General features: G+C 75.9%; 13 protein-coding genes. 7 read left to right on the forward strand and 6 right to left on the reverse strand.

Features of this window, described 5'->3' with window-relative positions:
- Positions 1 to 2: 2 nt before the first annotated feature.
- Complete coding sequence (locus tag SCA03_RS22485; protein WP_086814945.1) at positions 3 to 2,072, reverse strand: collagenase; 2,070 nt, start codon at positions 2,070 to 2,072, stop codon at positions 3 to 5.
- 434 nt (positions 2,073 to 2,506) lie between these two features.
- On the opposite strand from SCA03_RS22485, the gene SCA03_RS22490 reads away from it, so the two are divergent.
- The 6 genes from SCA03_RS22490 to SCA03_RS22515 all read left to right on the forward strand — a co-directional run bounded on the left by SCA03_RS22490 (position 2,507) and on the right by SCA03_RS22515 (position 9,549).
- Positions 2,507 to 3,208 carry a GntR family transcriptional regulator gene (locus SCA03_RS22490; protein WP_030885401.1) on the forward strand — a complete coding sequence of 234 codons (702 nt, stop codon included), beginning with the start codon at positions 2,507 to 2,509 and terminating at the stop codon, positions 3,206 to 3,208.
- Between the two features lie 144 nt (positions 3,209 to 3,352).
- Positions 3,353 to 4,090 (forward strand): hypothetical protein, encoded by a 738-nt coding sequence (locus SCA03_RS22495; RefSeq protein ID WP_086814944.1) that lies wholly within the window; start codon positions 3,353 to 3,355, stop codon positions 4,088 to 4,090.
- Positions 4,091 to 4,254: 164 nt separating this feature from the next.
- Positions 4,255 to 4,509: an acyl carrier protein gene (locus SCA03_RS22500; protein WP_030885393.1), complete on the forward strand. Its 255-nt coding sequence runs from the start codon at positions 4,255 to 4,257 to the stop codon at positions 4,507 to 4,509.
- Entirely contained in the window at positions 4,506 to 5,579 is a 1,074-nt protein-coding gene (locus SCA03_RS22505) for a beta-ketoacyl-ACP synthase 3 (RefSeq protein WP_086814943.1), read from the forward strand. Before SCA03_RS22500 ends, SCA03_RS22505 begins: the two co-directional genes overlap by 4 nt.
- A 55-nt stretch (positions 5,580 to 5,634) precedes the next feature.
- On the forward strand, positions 5,635 to 7,173 hold the full coding sequence (locus SCA03_RS22510; protein ID WP_141275608.1) for a wax ester/triacylglycerol synthase domain-containing protein: 1,539 nt from the start codon (positions 5,635 to 5,637) through the stop codon (positions 7,171 to 7,173).
- Positions 7,174 to 7,290: 117 nt separating this feature from the next.
- Entirely contained in the window at positions 7,291 to 9,549 is a 2,259-nt protein-coding gene (locus SCA03_RS22515) for an MMPL family transporter (protein WP_141275609.1), read from the forward strand.
- Between the two features lie 109 nt (positions 9,550 to 9,658).
- Here the strand turns inward: SCA03_RS22515 and SCA03_RS22520 are convergent, their stop codons facing one another.
- Together SCA03_RS22520 and SCA03_RS22525 are read right to left on the reverse strand one after the other, a co-directional pair.
- Positions 9,659 to 10,597, reverse strand: coding sequence for an NAD(P)H-binding protein (locus SCA03_RS22520; protein WP_086814759.1), 939 nt, complete (start codon positions 10,595 to 10,597; stop codon positions 9,659 to 9,661).
- Entirely contained in the window at positions 10,594 to 11,031 is a 438-nt protein-coding gene (locus tag SCA03_RS22525; RefSeq protein WP_086814760.1) for a nuclear transport factor 2 family protein, read from the reverse strand. The genes SCA03_RS22520 and SCA03_RS22525 overlap by 4 nt, the downstream gene beginning before the upstream one ends.
- 306 nt (positions 11,032 to 11,337) lie before the next feature.
- On the opposite strand from SCA03_RS22525, the gene SCA03_RS22535 reads away from it, so the two are divergent.
- Complete coding sequence (locus tag SCA03_RS22535; protein WP_086814762.1) at positions 11,338 to 11,922, forward strand: TetR/AcrR family transcriptional regulator; 585 nt, start codon at positions 11,338 to 11,340, stop codon at positions 11,920 to 11,922.
- Positions 11,923 to 11,958: 36 nt separating this feature from the next.
- Here the strand turns inward: SCA03_RS22535 and SCA03_RS22540 are convergent, their stop codons facing one another.
- The 3 genes from SCA03_RS22540 to SCA03_RS22550 form a co-directional block, all read right to left on the reverse strand.
- Complete coding sequence (locus tag SCA03_RS22540; RefSeq protein ID WP_086814764.1) at positions 11,959 to 13,584, reverse strand: bifunctional phosphatase PAP2/diacylglycerol kinase family protein; 1,626 nt, start codon at positions 13,582 to 13,584, stop codon at positions 11,959 to 11,961.
- Positions 13,585 to 13,863: 279 nt separating this feature from the next.
- Positions 13,864 to 14,646: a phosphatase PAP2 family protein gene (locus SCA03_RS22545; RefSeq protein ID WP_051845959.1), complete on the reverse strand. Its 783-nt coding sequence runs from the start codon at positions 14,644 to 14,646 to the stop codon at positions 13,864 to 13,866.
- A 267-nt stretch (positions 14,647 to 14,913) separates the two neighbouring features.
- A complete protein-coding gene (locus SCA03_RS22550) occupies positions 14,914 to 16,242 on the reverse strand; it encodes a cytochrome P450 (RefSeq protein WP_230988853.1) in 1,329 nt (442 codons plus the stop codon).
- Positions 16,243 to 16,366 lie beyond the last annotated feature (124 nt).

The following is a 16,366-nucleotide window of genomic DNA, read 5'->3' on the forward strand; positions in this document are numbered from 1 at the left end:
CCTCAGTTTTTCGCCGCGGTGTCCAGCCAGGAGGCGAAGCCGGCGTCGTAGCGGGTGCCGATGGTCTCCTTCAGATGGCGTCGGGCCGCGGCCCAGTCGCCCGTCCGGTAGGCGGCCAGCACGGTGTCCACATCGCCGGGGTGGTGCGCGAACATGTAGCGCACGGCGAGGTAGCCCCAGCGGTAGACGCGCGTCGTGTCGCCGTTCTCATAGGTGGTGTCGAACAGTTCGCTGAGCGTGTAGGTCTTCTTGCCCGCCTCCTCCAGCGCCTCCTCGTACGGGAGTCCGCGGTACCCGTAGGAGACGTATTCGGCGAATCCCTCGATCCACCACACCGTCGGCGTGGACACCCCGGCCTCGAAATCCCCGTACATGTCGAAGCGGCCGTCGAGGTAGTGCGTGTATTCGTGGTTGAGGTTCCAGATCCGGAAATCCGGGCGCTGCCATTCCGCCTCGTAGGCGATGAAGCGGGGGAGGTTGCCCTCGGCGGACGGGTCGCCCTCCAGGTACATGCCGCCGTTGTCGGTGTCGATGCCGAAGAGCACTCCGGCGTAGGTCCGGTAGTCGGTGCTGGAGTCGAAGACCACCACCTCGATCCGGGTGTTCCGGTCGTCCGCGACGGGGCCCCGGTCGCCGGCCACGTCGTGGAACCAGGCGTCCTGCCCGTTCAGGCTCGTGCACGCCGCGGAGAAGTCGCCGGCCGCCATGGACTGCGCGGTGACGGTGATGCTCGCGCTGCACTCGTCCCGGTCGGCGAGCACGGCCTCCCGCAGCCGTTGCCGCAGATCGCACACCCCGTAGTAGGCGCAGTTGTCGCGGTCGTACGCGTCGGCCATCTCCGCGACGCCGACCCACAGCTGAGCCGTCGGCCCGGTCATCGACGTCGCGTCCAACAGGTCCCTCAGCTGGGGGCGCACCGTCTCGCGCAGTGCGGTGTGCTGGACGAACCGGCCCAGCTCCCGGCCGGCGTTGGCCGTCAGATGGGCGCGTTCCCCGTCGAGCAGGCCGAGGTGCTCACGGGCGAAGTCGTGCAGCGTGGTGAGCACGGTGGGGTCCGCGCGCACCGCGTCGACGAACTCCGGCAGCTGATGGCCCCTCCACAGCACCGTGTAGACGTTGTTGACGGCGGTCAGCATCCACCACTTGTCGTCGTAGGAGCTGTCGTAGCCGTTCAACAGGCGGGTGACGACGCCGAGATAGCGCGCGTTCTGCTCGGCGCTGTCGATCAGCGTCACCGCCTCCGCCAGCGTCTCGCCGTTGGCGTCGGTCACGTCCCAGGCGTGCTCGGCGGCGAAGAAGGCGTCGAGGCCGCCCTGTACGGCGGCGGTGAGTGCGGGGCCGTACTCGCCCACGTCCGGGCCGTGGTACCAGTGCACGTAGTAGCCGGCGCGCAGATACAGCACCAGCTGAGGCATGCCGGTGCTGCTGTCGCCGGGGTAGCCGGCCGAGCCGGTGCGCAGCGCGTCGGCGACGGTGACCATCTGCTCCTCGCGGAAGGCGCCCCGTGCGTCGGTGCCCGTCAGCGAGAAGAGGGTGTTGACGCACGCGGTCGTCGACGAGGTGATCAGGTCGACCAGCGCGGGGCCGGTGCTGCCGCCGAAGTCCTCAGGCGCGCACTCCGCCCGGCTTCCCGGCCGGTCGTCCGCCCCGCCGGCCCGGCGCATCGAGGGCCTCGGGTGGCCGGGCCGCGGTGGCGTGGCCGTCCGCGCGGAGCCGTCGGCCGGTGCCGCGGTGCGCGGAGTGGCGGCGAACGGGGCGCGGTGTGCGGCGTCGAGCCCGTCGCGGCGCCGGCCCGCGGTGTCCGGTGTGCCTCCGGCGGTCATCGGTCCGGGCTCGGGCAGCCGTGCGGAATCCGCCGTCGGGGACGGGGTGTCGAGCCGTGCGCCGGCAGGGTGCCGGGCGGCTGCGTGCGCCGGTGTCCGGTCAGCGGCGGCGGCGGGCCGCGGGCCCAGCGGGCCGGACGCGGGCCCGAGGGGGCCCAGCGTCAGTGCGGACAGCAGGGCCAGGGCGGCGGCGCCTGCCGTCCGGCCGAGCAGCGGTGTCGTGCGACGTCTTCGGCTGTTCCGGATCATCCGGGACTCCTGTGGGGTGTGTGCGGGCGGCGCGGGCCGGGGCGCGCGAGCGCGGACGCGGCCGGGCGCTCGTGCGCTCGTGCGCGTCCGTGCGGCTGCACCCAGCCGGCACCCAGCCGGCACCCGGCTGCACGCAGCCGCGCGCGGTTCACGCAGCCGCACGCGAGCCCGCGGCTCCGCGGCCCGAGCTGCCCGCATTTGACGTGGACACGCTGTGCGGGCAGTACAATTTCACACATCACATCGCTCCGGAACCCGCACGGAGGCCCGTTCCGCACCGGAGCGCCTGTCGTACCCCTGTCGTACGATCGGCCCGATCGCCCAGCGCGGGAGATCCCGCTGATCCCGCCGATCCTGTCCGCCCGGTCCGACCGGCTCCCACTCGGCACCACCGGCCGTCGGTTCGCCCCGCCAGCTGAGGAGCAGCGCGCCACATGACCGCCAAGAGCCCGCTCCAGCTGCCCGCCGTCCCCGAGCGGCTCAGCATCCGCGAGCACGTGGCGCACGCCCTGCGCGCGGCGCTGATCGCCGGCCGGCTGCGTCCCGGCACGGTCTACTCCGCGCCCCAACTGGCCGCCGACTTCGGGGTGTCGGCCACGCCTGTGCGCGAGGCGATGCTCGATCTCGTGCGCGAGGGCATGGTCGAACCCGTCCGGAACAAGGGATTCCGGGTCACCGAGCTGTCCCGCCGGGATCTCGCGGACTATCTGGCCGTGCGGGAGCTGATCGAGGTGCCGACGGTCGGCGAGATAGCCCGCAGCGCCGATCTCTCCGCGCTGGAGGAGCTGCGCCCCGTGGCCCGCCGCATCGTCACCGCGGCCCGCCGGGGCGATCTCGTCGCCTTCCTGGAGGCGGACCGGCGCTTCCATCTCGGCCTGCTCCAACTCGGCCGGAACAGACGGCTGGTGGAGGTCGTCGGCGATCTGCGCGGGCACTCCCGGCTCTACGGGCTGTCCCGGCTCGCCGAGAGCGGCCAGCTGATGGAGTCCGCACAGGAACACGAACGCCTCCTGGACCTGGTGTCGGCCCGCGACGCCGAGGCGGCCGAAGGCTGTATGCGCGGGCATCTGCGGCGGCTGCGCACCCAGTGGGAGGAGCCCGGGGAACCGGAGGGGCCGGCACCGCCGCCGGGCTGACCCCGGTTCGCAACTGCGTTCCCCCTGCTGCCCGTTCGTGGCCCCGACGGGTGAGAAGCACGTGTCGGCGCGCACCGGCCAGCAGAATGGACGGCTTCCGTCAGCGGTCGCGTCCGGCCGGGCGTCCAGGGGTTGATAGCGGTGATGACGCAGAGCACGGGGCACAGCCCGCCCCTTCCGGCACGGCTGCGCCCCGGCTGGCGGCAGACGTTCGCCGCGGGACGGCTGCTGACGCGCCGGCTGGGCCGGCCCCTCACCCCGCTCACCTGGCCCGTCGTCTACGCCCTGTGGGCGGTGCCGCTGCTGTCCGCACGGGTGCGCGGGGGCCTGCTGGTGTGCGACGGGGCCACCGTCGCGCTCGCCGGGTTCCGGCCCGCGCGGCGACGGCGGCTGACGGCGGCCGCCGGGTGCGCCGTGGCGACCGCGGCCGTCGCCGGGCTGCTCGCGGTGGTGGCCCTGCCCCCGCTGGCCGTGGCCGCGGCGACCTTCGCGCTGGGCGGGCCCTGGCCGCTCGCGCTCGCCGTCGCCTCGCTGCTCGCCGGTGCGCTCCTGCTCATCGAACTGGCGCGCTGTGCACCGGCGTTCGTGCAGGTGTGGCGGGCCCGCCGGACGGTGCGGCGGCTGCGGGGGCGGGGCGGCGACTGGTACCGCGCCGGGCTGCTGGCCGGGCCGGAGGGCCGCCCCGAAGCCCTCGGGCGGCTGCGCCGGCACTTCCTGGCCTGGGCCGACGAACACGGTGTCGGACTGGTGGCGTTCGCGACCGGGCCGCGCACCGCACGCGTCTACGCCAGCGTCGGCTTCGCACCGGACGCGCACCGCCCGACGGTCCTGGTGCGCCCCGCGTCCGTCCCCGCGCGCGGGGCGCGGGAGCGGACCGGCTGAGCGCGGCGGCCGTCCGTGCGCTGTGGTCGCCTGTTCGTGTGTTCCTGTTCCGTATCCGGAAGTTGTCCCTGTGCCCGCCGTCACAATGGCCGTCTTGAGCAACAGTTCGGCGCCGTACGGCGGGGCGTCCACCCGCCGGGCGCCTCGGGCGCGAAGGGAACCCCATGTACGAGTGGCTTCACAAGACGCTGGTCACCAGGCTCAACCTGCCCCAGGGCGGCATCACGCCCCAGGCGACGCCGGAGGAGGCGGGGCTGGACTCGCTCGCCGTGACGGAGCTGGTCATGGTCCTCAAGGACGAACTGGGCGTCACCGTCGACGAGGACGAGCTGTACGAGCTGCGCACGATCGGTGACATCGCCGCGTTCCTGGAGGCCCGGTCGGGCTCCGGGGCGCGGGGCGAGCCCGTGGTCCGATGAGCGCGGAGGGAGCCGCCCGGGGAAGCGCCGGCGCAGCCGCCGGGGGAGACCTCGGGGGCGCGGAAACCGGCCGTCCCGCCGCCGTGCTGTGCGGGCTCGGGTCGTGGCTGCCGCCCGTCGAGGTGCCCAACGAGCAGCTGTGCGACCGGCTGGGCGTCACGGCCGCATGGATCGAGCAGCGCATCGGGGTGCGCAGCCGGCGCCGCGCCGCATCCGGCACCGCCACCGTGGCGATGGCCGTCGAGGCCGGTGCGCGGGCACTGAAGTCGCAGGGCCACGCGCGTGTGGACGCCGTGCTGCTCGCGACGGTGACCTCCGACCATCTCGGTCTCGCCGGCGCCCCCGAGGTCGCCGCCGAACTGGGCCTGACGGGCGCCGCCGCCTTCGATGTCTCCGCCGCGTGCGCCGGCTTCCTGCACGGCCTGTCGGCCGCCGCCGGATATCTCGCCGCCGGCACCTTCGAGCGGGTCCTGGTGATCGGCGCCGACACCATGTCGGCCCTCCTGGACCCGGACGACCCCGGTACCGCGCCCATCTTCGGCGACGGGGCGGGCGCCGCGGTGCTGCGCGCCGGTGACGCGGCCGAACCCGGCGCTCTCGGCCCCTTCGTCCTCGGCAGCGACGGCGGGCGGCGCCATCTGATCCAGGCCGACGGCGGCGGCGCGCTCGACCGCTACCGCTGCACGGGCGGCGCTCCCCTGCCCTATCTGCGGATGGACGGCAGAGAGGTCTTCAAACAGGCACTCGGCCGGATGAGCACCGCCGTACAGGAGTCGGCGGCGCGGGCGGGCTGGCCGCTGGCCGAGGTGGACCGGTTCGCGCTGCACCAGGCCGACGCCCGGATCTCCGGTGCCCTCGCACGCAGCCTGGCGCTTCCCGAGCACAAGTGGCTGTCCAACATCGAACAGGTCGGCAACACGTGCGGCGCCTCCGTCCCCCTGCTGCTCGACCACGCGAACGCCGCCGGCGCCCTGCGGCCGGGGCACCGCACCGTGCTCGCCGCCTTCGGAGCGGGCCTGGCCTGGGCCGGTACCAGCACGGTGTGGCCCCGGCTGGCGTCCGGCGCGTGACGGACCGGCACCCGCGCGGGGCGCCGGGCAGGCACCGGGAGAGGTGAGGAGAGGCATGGTTGCGGCCGGCACCGCCGCGTTCCCGGCGGTGGACAGGGTCATCCTGGACATGGAGGACGACGGCGCGGGCCACTATCTGTACATCGGCGCCGCCCTGGAGATGGACGGCCCCGCGCCCGCGCTCGACGCGGTACGCGCCCACGTCCGGGAGCGGCTCGCGCTGCTGCCGCCGTTCTACGGCGAGCTCGATGTGGCCGGTCAGGTGCGGGAGTTGACCGTACCGCCGGGCCCCGACAGCCGGCGGCGCGCCTATGACGCGCTGCCCAATCTGACGGTGCCGGGCACACAGCCGTGGGGCCTGTGGCTGGTGCACGGCCACGGGGACGACGGATATCTGCTGTTCCACCGGGTCCACCACGGTGTGCACGACGGAGTGGGCCTCGCCCTGCTGCTGCGAGTGCTGTTCGCGCTCACTCCTCAGGCCGCGGCGCGCGCGGCGCACACCGAACGCCCGGCGCCCGCCGCCCCGTCTTCCGCGCGCCCGGCGCGGGAGGCGCACGCGGCGCAGGAGGCCCGGGCGGCGCCGCCCCCCGAGCGCGCCCCGGCACAGCGGCAGGTGCAGGGGCAGGCACCGGGGCAGGCGCGGGCCCGCGCGGGCGCACAGCTGCGGCACGCCGCCGACTCGGCACGGCTGTTCCTGCCCGGGCCGCGCCGTCCGCTGCCACCCGCCGAGCGGGCCGGGCGGCGGATCGTCTCGGCGGTCACAGTGCCCGCCGCCCAACTGCGCGGCGCCGCCGCGGAATGGGGGTGCTCGGTGCTCGGTGTGCACCTCAGCGCGCTCTCGCACGCCTGCCGGAGCACCGATGTGACCGGGTGGACACGGGAGCGCCGCTCGCGCGGTATCGCGCTGCCCGTCTCGCTCACCGACACCCGGTCGGGGCCCTACCGGGGCAACCGCTACTCCCTCGTGCGGCTGCCCGTTCCCTGGGACGAGCCCGATCTCGGCCGCAGGGCACAGCTGTTGGCCCGCGAGGTGCGGCGCTATCAGGACCCGGCGGTGCGTTCCGCGCTGGCCCGGGCGCTCGGCCGGCTCGGCACCGGTGCCACCCGCCGGTTCTCCGAACGCCTCTACGCCCGCTGCGGTGTGCAGACCACCGTGCTTCCGCTGGCCGGCGAGGTCGGGTTCGCCGGGCGCCCCGCCCGGCACTTCACCGGCCTCAACTGCCTGCCCGCCCACTTCCCGTACCAGCCCGTCCTCAGCCTGCACGGCGGCCGGGCCGTGTGCGCCTTCACCGTGGACGCCGCCACGCCCGGCGCCCGCGACCTGGCCGCGTACTGGCGCGAAGCCCTCGACGAACTCGCCCCGCCCCCACGCCCGGAGCGGCCCGCCACCCCGTTCCCGGCCGCACCCTCCGGCCCCTCCGCCGCCCCGCCTCCCGCGCCTCGCTCCGAGCCGCCCGCCGCTCCTTCCTCCGGCCCGTCCGCCGCTCCTCCTTCCGGTCCGTCCGCCGTCGCGTCCGAGGGTGCGTCCTCCGCCCCTTCTTCCGGACCGTCCGCCGGAGCGCCCGCCCCCGAGGGAGCGCCGCCGGACTGACTCCGCCCGGGCCCGCACACAGGTCCGGCCGCCGCCCCCGATCCGGCGCGCACGCCCCTGGCGCCCCCCCACGCCCCCGGGCACCTCCCCCCACACCTCCCTCGCAAGTGAGCACTCATGAAACGCCCCGCGTTCGACCCCCTCGCCCGTCTGGCCCGGCTGACGCTGCGCCGGCCCCGGCTGACCCTGCTGGCCGCCCTCTGCCTCGTCCTGCTGGCCGGGGTGGCGGGGGCCGGGGTGACCGAGCAGCTGCACCACGGTGGGACGGCCGTGGAGGACGCCGAGTCGGCGCGTGCCGACGAGACGCTCTCCCGCGACTTCCACGGCGGCAGCCCGTCGGTGGCGCTGGTGGCCACCACGTCCGGCTCGGTGGACGCGCCCGACGCCGCACGGGCCGGTGCCGAACTGGTGGCGCGGGCCCGTACGTTCCCGCACGTCGTGGCCGTCCACGGGTACTGGCCCGGCCGGGACGCGGCCCTGCGGGGGCGCGGCGGCCACGCGGCGGTCGTCCATGTGCGGGTGACGGCTTCGGAGTCGGAGGCGCACGAGAGGGTGCAGCCGCTGCTGGACGCGCTGACGGGCCGGCACGGGCCCCTCCAGGTGCGGGCGACCGGGCCGAGTCCGGTCCGGCTGGCCATCGAGGAGCAGACCAGGGACGACCTGGTGCACACCGAGCTGCTGGAGGCTCCGCTGGTCGCCGCCGTCCTGGTGGTCGTCTTCGGGGGTGTCGTCACGGCCGGGCTGGCGCTGATGGTCGGGCTGTGCGCGATGGTGGGGGCCGCCGCCCTCCTGCGGGCGCTGAACGGCTTCACCGATGTGTCCCTGATCGCGCTGAACCTGGCCACGGCCCTCGGCTTCGCGCTGGCCGTCGACTTCAGCCTGTTCCTGCTCGCCCGCTACCGCGAGGAGAGAGCGAGGACACCGGATCCGGCCGCGGCGCTGGAGGCCACGGTGCGCCGTACCGGCCGCACCGTCACCGTCTCCGCGCTGACGGTCATCGGCAGCCTGGCCGCCCTGCTGGTGTTCCCGGTGGACATGCTGCGGTCCGTGGCCTACGGCGGGATCGCCGTCGTGGCGGCGAGCGCGGTGCTGGCGCTGACCGCGCTGCCCGCGGCCGTCCTGCTGCTCGGGGACCGGATCGACGCGCTGTCCTTCCGGCGCCGCCGCACCCCGCGGTCCCCGGGGGACGGCCGCTGGTACCGGCTCGCCCACCGGGTGATGGCCCGCCCCGTGCCGGTGGTGCTCGTCCTCGGCTCGCTGCTGGCCGTGCTGGTGCTGCCGTTCGGCTCGGCCCGCTTCGGCAGCTTCGACGACCGTGCCCTGCCGGGCGATTCGCCCGTGCGGCAGGCCACCGACACGCTGCGCTCCGACTTCGACTACCAGGCACTCCACCCCGTCCAGGTCGCGCTGCCCGGTCTGGACGCCGAGCGGGACGGGCCCGAACTCGGCCGGTACGCACGGAAGATGTCGCGGATCGAGCATGTGCGGCGGGTGGAGACCGCCACCGGCGTCTACCGGGACGGGCAGCGGGTCGCGGGCCCGCCCGCCGGACACGCCTCCCCGGCGGGCGTCTGGGCGGCCGTCGTCACGGACGTGGGGCCGGAGAGCACCGAGGGCACCCGGGTCGTCCGGGACGTGCGGGCCCTGCCGTCCCCGGCGCCCGTCCTCGTCGGCGGCACCCAGGCGTGGCTCGTCGACCTCCAGGACACCCTCCGCGACCGGCTCGCACCGGCCCTCGCGCTGATCGCCGCGCTCACCCTGGCACTGCTCGGCTGGAGCACCCGCAGTCTGCTGCTGCCGGTGAAGGCGCTGGTCCTCAACACGGTGAGCCTGACGGCCACGTTCGGCGTCATGGTCTTCGTCTTCCAGGAGGGGCATCTGCACCGCTGGCTCGGGTTCACGCCGACCGGGGTCACCGACACGCTGCAACCCGTGCTGGTGCTGTGTGTCGCCTTCGGGCTGTCCATGGACTACGAGGTGCTGCTGCTGTCCCGCACCGTCGAGGAGCACGCCCGGGGCGCGCCGACCCGGCAGGCGGTGGCCCTCGCCGTCCAGCGCACGGCCGGGCTGTTCACCGCCTCCGCGCTGATCGTGGTCGTCGTCATGGCGGCGCTGGCCACCTCCGGGCTGATGGTGCTGAAGGTCGTCGGCGTCGGGGTGGCGATGGCGGTGCTGATCGACGCCACCGTCATCCGGCTGCTGCTGGCCCCGGCCCTGATGGCCGTCACCGGCCGCGCCAACTGGTGGCTGCCGCGCCTGCCGCGCACGCCCCGGCTGCTGCGCCGCTCGCGCTCCACGCTGCCGCGCCCCCGGGGCGCCCGGGGGTCCGCCGAGCCCGGTCCGGAACCGCGGGAGAGGGATCCGGCGGGCCGGTGACGGGGCCGCCGGGCGGACCGGGCTCCCCGGTGGCCGCCGGGCGGGCCGTGCTCCTCGGTGGCCGCCGGGCGGGCCGTGCTCCTCGGTGGCCGCCGGCGGACCGTGCTCCTCAGTGGGCCGCCGGGCGGTCGGTGGAGGGGGCCGGGAGGCCCAACTCCCGTGCGGCGCAGTCGGCGAAGCGGCGCGGCGGGTGGCCGGTGACGCGGTGGACGGTGTCCGTGGTGCGGTCCTCCGCGCCGCCGGCGATCGCGACGTCCATGTCGGCGAGGAGCGCGGCGAACGGGCCGGGGACGCCCGTCCGGTCGCGGAAGTGCGCGCACTGCTCGTCGCGGGTCAGCCGCTGGTGGACGACGCGGGACCCGGTGAGCGCGGTGAGGGTGGCGGCGACATCGGCGTAGTCGAGCGCCTCGGGCCCGGTGAGGACGAGGTCGGTACGGGGCGCCGCCGGGTCGGTGAGGGCGTGGACGGCGACGTCGGCGATGTCGTCGGCGTCGACGAACCCGACGCGGCCGTCGCCGGTGGCCGTCCGGATGACGCCCTCCGTGCGGGCGCTGTGGGCGTGCAGATGGTCACCGGTGAAGTTCTGCATGAACCAGGAGGGCCGCAGCACCGCCCAGTCCTCGAACAGCCCGGGCAGCTCCTCGTGCACCTGCCCGACGGCGGGCCCGCCGCGCGGCACCGAGGACGCGCTGAGCAGCACCACCCGGTGCGCCCCGGCCGCGCGCGCCTGCCGGAGGAAGGGCAGCATCGCGGCGGCGGGGTCGGTCGAGCCGACGGGCGGCACGAGGTACATCCGTCCGACGCCGTCGAGCGCGGGTGCGAAGGTGCTCGGATCCGTCCAGTCGAAGCGGACGGCGCGGGCTCCCGGGACCGGGGTGGCCCGGCGGGTGGCGGCCACGACGGGCAGGCCCCGTGCGACGAGCCGGGCGGCGACCCGGCTCCCGGTGGTCCCGCTCGCGCCGGTGACCAGCACGGCGTCGCGCACGGAGCCGTCCGCCGGTCCGTCCGTGTGGTGTGCCGGGTCCTGTGCGGGGTGTGCGGTGCTCATCGTGCGTCTCCTGCGAAGTCGAGGGAGCCCTCGGGGGCGGTGGCCGGGCTCCAGTAGTCGCGGTACCGGGTGAAGCGCCCGTCCTCGACGGTCACCACCGCGACGTAGTCCATCTGGAAGGGCGCGCCGGTCGCGACGATGCGGCCCGCGGAGCGCATCTCGACGACGAGGACGCGCGGGTCCGTGGTGCGGTGGATCTCCACCCGGGGGAAGTCGTGCAGGTCGATGTGGTCGGGGTAGTCGCGCATATAGGCGGCGACGGCCTCCCTGCCGTCGAGCCGGCGCGGCAACCCCTCGGCGGCGAACGGGAATTCCATGATCCCGTCCTCGTCCCACAGGGCGACCCAGCCGGGGATGTCCTTGTCGAGCAGCAGACGCAGGCTGTGCCGGAAGAGTGCGGCGGGGTCGGTCGGGGGCGCGGGGGCGCTCGGCATGGCGGTCTCCTGGTGCAGGCGGGGACGGCCGGCATCCGGACACGGGTTAGAATCCGGACCGACGGTCCGTTTGACGTCCGCAACAATACGGACCGCCGGTCCGTTTTTGCAAGGCCGGTCCGCGGCGTCGCGGACGACGGGGCACCGCGGACGGCTGGCGCCGACGGTGCCGACGCTGCTGACAGGGGGTGCCGTCGGCGACGACGGTGCCGACGGCGACGGCGACGGCGACGGCGACGGCGATGACGGTGCCGATGGCGACGACGGTGTCGATGGACGACAGGGGAGAGACGGAGGAGAGGAACCGTGCCCGAACGCAGACCGCGCGCGGACGCCGCCCGCAACGAGAAGGCCGTGCTCGACGCGGCCGACGAGCTGTTCGCCCGCTGTGCGAGCCCCGCCGAGGTGACCATGGCGGCCGTCGCCACGGCCGCCGGCGTCGGCAAGGGCACGCTCTTCCGCCGCTTCGGCGACCGCTCCGGGCTGCTGGTCGCGCTGATGGCGGCCCGGCTGGAGCCGCTGAGCCGCCAGGTCGAGGAGGGCGATCCGCCGCTCGGCCCGGGGACGCCGCCCCGGGAGCGGGCCGCCGCGCTGCTCGACGCGGTGCTCGGCTTCAAGCTCGCCAACCGCCATCTCTCGCTGGCCCTGGAGGAGTTCGGCAGCGGCAGCCCCTACCGGGCCCCGCACTACGAGCAGTGGCACCGCACGCTGAGCGACATCCTGGAGCGGATCCCCGGCTGGAGCGCGGCCGAGAGCGCCTTCGCCGCCGACGCGCTGCTCGCCACCGTCCGTGCCGACCTCGTCGAACACCTCGTCACCGAACGCGGGTTGACGCCCGAGCAGGTGCGCGAGCGCGTCGCCGGGTTCGTCGCGCGGGTGCTGGCCGGCTGACCGTCCGCGAGCCGCCCCTCTCCGCCCCCGTTCCCGTCAGGTGTCCGGGCGGAGCGGGCCGTCGAGCCAGGGCGGGAGCGGGCGGTAGACGGTCAGGGGAGTGCGCTCCTTGTCCAGGAGGAGGGCGGAGGGCGCGGGCGCCGTCTCGCCATCGTAGGAGCAGACCGTGCCGGCCTCGACGCCGGTCAGCCGCAGCCGCCGGCCGCGTACGGCGGCGTGGACGGGGGAGCGGTGCAGTACCCCGGCGAGCGCGGAGGCCACCAGGCGGGTGCGCGCCCAGCGGCCCGCCCGCACCAGATGGATGTCGAGCATGCCGTCGGCGAGGTTGAACCGCCGGGCGCCCCCGGTCCCGCCGCCCGGCCCGTGGTACGAGCAGTTCCCGGCGAACAGCAGCCACAGCGAGCGGGGCCGCCCGTTGACCCGCACCTCGAACGGGCGGGAGTGGCGCAGCACATGGACGGCCGCGATCAGCCCCGCGGCCCACGGCCCGACCCGCCCGCTCCACCGCTCCCGCACCTCGACGAGGTCCCCGTAGGCGCCGAGGCTGAAGGTGTTGACGAAGTGTCCGCCGGTCCCGCCGGTTCCGCCGCTTTCGTCAGTTCCACCGGTTTCGCCGCTCGCGCCGGTTCCGTCGGTTCCGCCTGCCCCGCCGTCGTCCCGGAGCGGGGTGAAGCGGGCCAGGTCGACCGCAATGGCGTGGCCCGCCGTCACGGCGTCCGCGATGTCCTGGCAACCGGTGACGCCCAGGTCCTGGGCGAGGTGGTTGTACGTGCCGCCGGGCAGTACGGCCAGCGGAACGCCGTGCCGGTGCGCGGCCCGTGCCGCGGCGCCGACACTGCCGTCCCCGCCGAACACGCCCAGCGCGCCGCCCTGTCCGGCGGCCCGGCGTGCCTGCTCGTCCAGCAGCGCGGGCAGGTCGCCCCCGCCGTCGGCGTCCGGCTCCCACCGGGTGACCGTGGCCTGCGGCAGCGCCCTGCGCACCTCCTCCAGGAGGTCGGCCGAACCCGAGCCGGGGTTGGCGACGACCGACAGGCCGCGGCCCTCCTCCAGCGCGGGCGCCTCGACCAGCGGCTGCGCCGGCGGGACGCGCCGCCGCGCCTCCAGCACGGTGCGCACCGCCAGCGCCGAGGCCGCCCCGAGCGTCACCCCGGCGAGGACGTCGCTGGGGTAGTGCACGCCCGTGTAGACGCGGGAGAACGCGACGGAGGCCGCGAGCGGCGCCACCGCGGCGCCCCAGCCGGGGGACTCCAGCGCGACCCCGGTGGCGAACGCCGCCGCGGAGGCCGAGTGGCCGGAGGGGAAGGACGTGCTGCGCGGCAGCCGCTTCAGCCGCCGTATCACCGGCACCTCGTCCAGCACGGGCCGCTCCCGGCGGAAGGCGCCCTTGCCGACGGTGTTGACGACGACGGACGCGACGGCCAGCGACGCCGTGCCGCGCACCGCCGCCCGCCGGGCACTCCGCCCGCCGACGCCGGAGAGCACCATGCCGGCGGCGACGCCCAGCCACAGCTTGCTGTGGTCGGCGCCGCGGCTCAGCCGGGGCAGCACCTCCTCGGCCCGGGGCCAGTGCCGCTCGGCCACCCGCCGGAACAGCGCACGGTCCCAGGCGCCGAGCGCCTCGGCGGCCCGGGTGCCGCCGCGGGCCCGGCGGGCGCCTGTCAGCCCCGCGAGCGCGGGGCGCGTCCCGGACGACGGTGCGCCCGTGCCCGCGCCCCCGCCCGTGCGCCGCGCGTCGGGCGCCCACTGCCTCTCCCACCACGGTCGCCGCCGTTCCGCCACAGCCGGCCCCCTCGTCTCCGTACACGATCACGAGCACGGAACGTCTGCCCCTCGGCGTCCGGAACACACCCGGGTGTGAGCCGACCGGCACGTCCGGGCGCGGGCGAACGCGTCCGGACACGGGCGGGCCGACCGGTCGGCCGCCTGGTTCGGCCCGGCCGGTCAGCCGCCCGGTGGCGGCAGCCCCGGGTCGACGTCGCGGTGGCGGGCCGCGGGGGTCGCGGCGGTGACCGGCGGCCCGGCGGCAGCGGCGAGGAGGGTCGCCGCGAGCAGCACGAGCAGCATCAGGCTCGCGCCCAGGAACAGCCCGGCGGCGATGTCCGTCGGCCAGTGCACGGCGAGATGGATCCGGCTGTACCCGACGAGGCCGCACACGGCGGCCGTGCCCGCCCACACCGTCGTCCGCGCCCGCCGGGAGGCGACCCGCTCCGTCCACACGAACGCCAGCATCAGCAGGACGGCCGTGCCGACGACGACGTGCCGGGACGGGTAGCAGTAGCCGTCCTCCGGAACGCCCCAGAGCGCCGAGGGCGGACGGCTGCGGTCCGTCAGATCCTTGGCGGCGGACGCCACGAGGACGGCCAGCACGCCCGCCGCGACGACCAGCACCAGCGGACGCCAGGAGCGCCGCTGCCGGGCGAGCCCCGCGGCGGCCAGCGCACACAGGACGCTCAGGGGCAGCTCGGAGAGCTGCGACACCCGCGCCATGAACGCGTCGAGCAGGTCGCCGCGCTGCCGCACCGCCTCGTGCAGCACCGGGTTGTCGACCGCGCCGGCGCCGTGCGCGAGCACGTAGTACGACAGGGCGGCGAAGGCCACCAGGCAGGCGGCCATCAGGGAGACCAGAAGGCCCGCGCACGGCGGCGCGGCACGGTCGGTACGCGCCGCCGGCCCGGCCGAGGGGGCGGCGGACGCGCTGCGGACGACGGGGAGTTCGCCGGTCATCGCGGCTCCTGCGGCGTATCGGGGTGAGCGGCCGGGCGCACCGGTCCGGCGGACGCGGAGGACCGCGCACGCGCGCAGGACGTCCCGCGCGGGGCGCGGCCGGCGCGGCCGTACGTCCAGTGCACCGTCGTCCGGCGGCACGGGCGAGCCGGGCGCACCGTCCCGCCCCCGTCCGGGTGACGACGGCGAACCCGCCCGCGCCCACGACGGCCTTCCCGCCGCTCGCCGCGTCGCCGCCCGTCGCCGTGTCGCCCGCTGCTCGTCCGGCTACCCGGCGCCCTCGCGGTCGCGCGGCTGTTCCTGGCCGGGCAGGGCGGCCGGGCCCGGTCCGTCGGGGGCCACCGGGTGCACGGTGGCCGTGCAGGGTCCTGCGGCGTACAGGGTGGCCGCGAACGTGGGGGAGAGGGAGGCGGGGGCCGTCGGGCGCGGGACGAAACGGGGCAGCAGGGTGGTGGTGAGGATCTCCATCTCGCGCAGGGAGAAGTGCTGGCCGAGGCAGGCGCGGGGCCCGGTCCCGAAGGGGTGGAAGGCGCCGCTCTGCGGCCGGGCCGCGGGGCGACGGGGGTCGAAGGCGAGCGGCGCGGGCCACAGCGCCGGGTCCCGGTGGGTGAGGTAGGGGCACACCAGGACGCGGGTGCCGGCCGCGACCGGCCGGCCGTCGAGGACGGTGTCCTCGTCCGCGTGCCGGGGGATCAGCCAGACCGGCGGGTAGAGCCGCAGGGTCTCGGTGATCAGCGCGCGGTGTCCGGCCGGGCCCCGGCGCAGTGCCCACGCGCGCCACCAGGGGTGCCGGTCGAGCAGGAGATGCAGCCAGGTGAGCGCGGTCGCGGTGGTCTCGTGACCGGCGACGATCAACGTGACCAGCTCGTCGCGCAGCAGCTGGTCGGGGTAGTCGAGCAGATCGTGCAGGATGCCGCGTCCGTCGCCCGGCCCGGCCGCGCGGGCCGCCGCCACCGCGCGGCGCGCGGCCTCCTCCACCCGCTCCGGCCCCTCGGCCGCGCCGTCCCGCTCCGGCGCCTGCCGGGTCTGCTGCGTCTGCTGTGTCTGCTGCGTCTGCCGGGTCTGCTGTGTCTGCTGGGTCTGCGGTGCGGCGGACGGGGTGCGGCCCGGTGCCGAGAGCGTGGGCAGGGCGGCGACGACGCGGGCGAGCGGCGAGAGGTCGTCGTGGGTGCGGGCGTCGAGGGGGGTCCCGGTCAGCAGCCGCCAGATGGTGTCGAGCGCGAAGTACCGCATGTCCTCGGCGACATCGGTCGGTTCGCCGGTGCGCGCGCAGCGTTCCCAGCGGTCGGCGATGTGCTGGGCGGCCCCGGCGATGTGCCGCTCGTAGCGGCGTACGCCGACCGCGGTGAAGTGCGACTGGAGGGCCCGGCGCTGGCGCTTCCAGCGCTCACCGGTCGCGGTGATCAGACCGTCCCCGAGCAGGGAACGCGCCCGGTGCGAGCGCTTCGTGCACCGGGCGGCGTCGTGGACGAGGACCTGCCGTACGGCCTCGGGTCCGGTGACCAGGACGGCGTCCTGGGAGCCGAGCCGGAGCGGGCTCACGGGCCCCCGGTGCCAAGCCTCGTACAGGTGATCGATGAGCGCAGTCTTTGACATAGCGCTGTGCATCTTATTCGATGCGCTGCGTAGTTATTTGTGGAGAGTGTTGTCCGCCCGGCCGCAGGGCCCGGGCCCGGCGCGAGGCCCGCGGGACCGGCCGCGCCGAAGGCGTACCGCGGTC

Source organism: Streptomyces cacaoi, from assembly GCF_006539165.1.
Classification (GTDB): domain Bacteria; phylum Actinomycetota; class Actinomycetes; order Streptomycetales; family Streptomycetaceae; genus Streptomyces; species Streptomyces cacaoi.

Bases quoted from the DNA above. Each gene is read 5' to 3' on its own strand.
- SCA03_RS22525 (WP_086814760.1), bottom strand. From the start codon at position 11,031: ATGCCGAGCGCCCCCGCGCCCCCGACCGACCCCGCCGCACTCTTCCGG.
- SCA03_RS22550 (WP_230988853.1), bottom strand. From the start codon at position 16,242: ATGTCAAAGACTGCGCTCATCGATCACCTGTACGAGGCTTGGCACCGG.
- SCA03_RS22515 (WP_141275609.1), top strand. From the start codon at position 7,291: ATGAAACGCCCCGCGTTCGACCCCCTCGCCCGTCTGGCCCGGCTGACG.
- SCA03_RS22505 (WP_086814943.1), top strand. From the start codon at position 4,506: ATGAGCGCGGAGGGAGCCGCCCGGGGAAGCGCCGGCGCAGCCGCCGGG.
- SCA03_RS22545 (WP_051845959.1), bottom strand. From the start codon at position 14,646: ATGACCGGCGAACTCCCCGTCGTCCGCAGCGCGTCCGCCGCCCCCTCG.
- SCA03_RS22510 (WP_141275608.1), top strand. From the start codon at position 5,635: ATGGTTGCGGCCGGCACCGCCGCGTTCCCGGCGGTGGACAGGGTCATC.
- SCA03_RS22490 (WP_030885401.1), top strand. From the start codon at position 2,507: ATGACCGCCAAGAGCCCGCTCCAGCTGCCCGCCGTCCCCGAGCGGCTC.
- SCA03_RS22520 (WP_086814759.1), bottom strand. From the start codon at position 10,597: ATGAGCACCGCACACCCCGCACAGGACCCGGCACACCACACGGACGGA.
- SCA03_RS22495 (WP_086814944.1), top strand. From the start codon at position 3,353: ATGACGCAGAGCACGGGGCACAGCCCGCCCCTTCCGGCACGGCTGCGC.
- SCA03_RS22500 (WP_030885393.1), top strand. From the start codon at position 4,255: ATGTACGAGTGGCTTCACAAGACGCTGGTCACCAGGCTCAACCTGCCC.
- SCA03_RS22485 (WP_086814945.1), bottom strand. From the start codon at position 2,072: ATGATCCGGAACAGCCGAAGACGTCGCACGACACCGCTGCTCGGCCGG.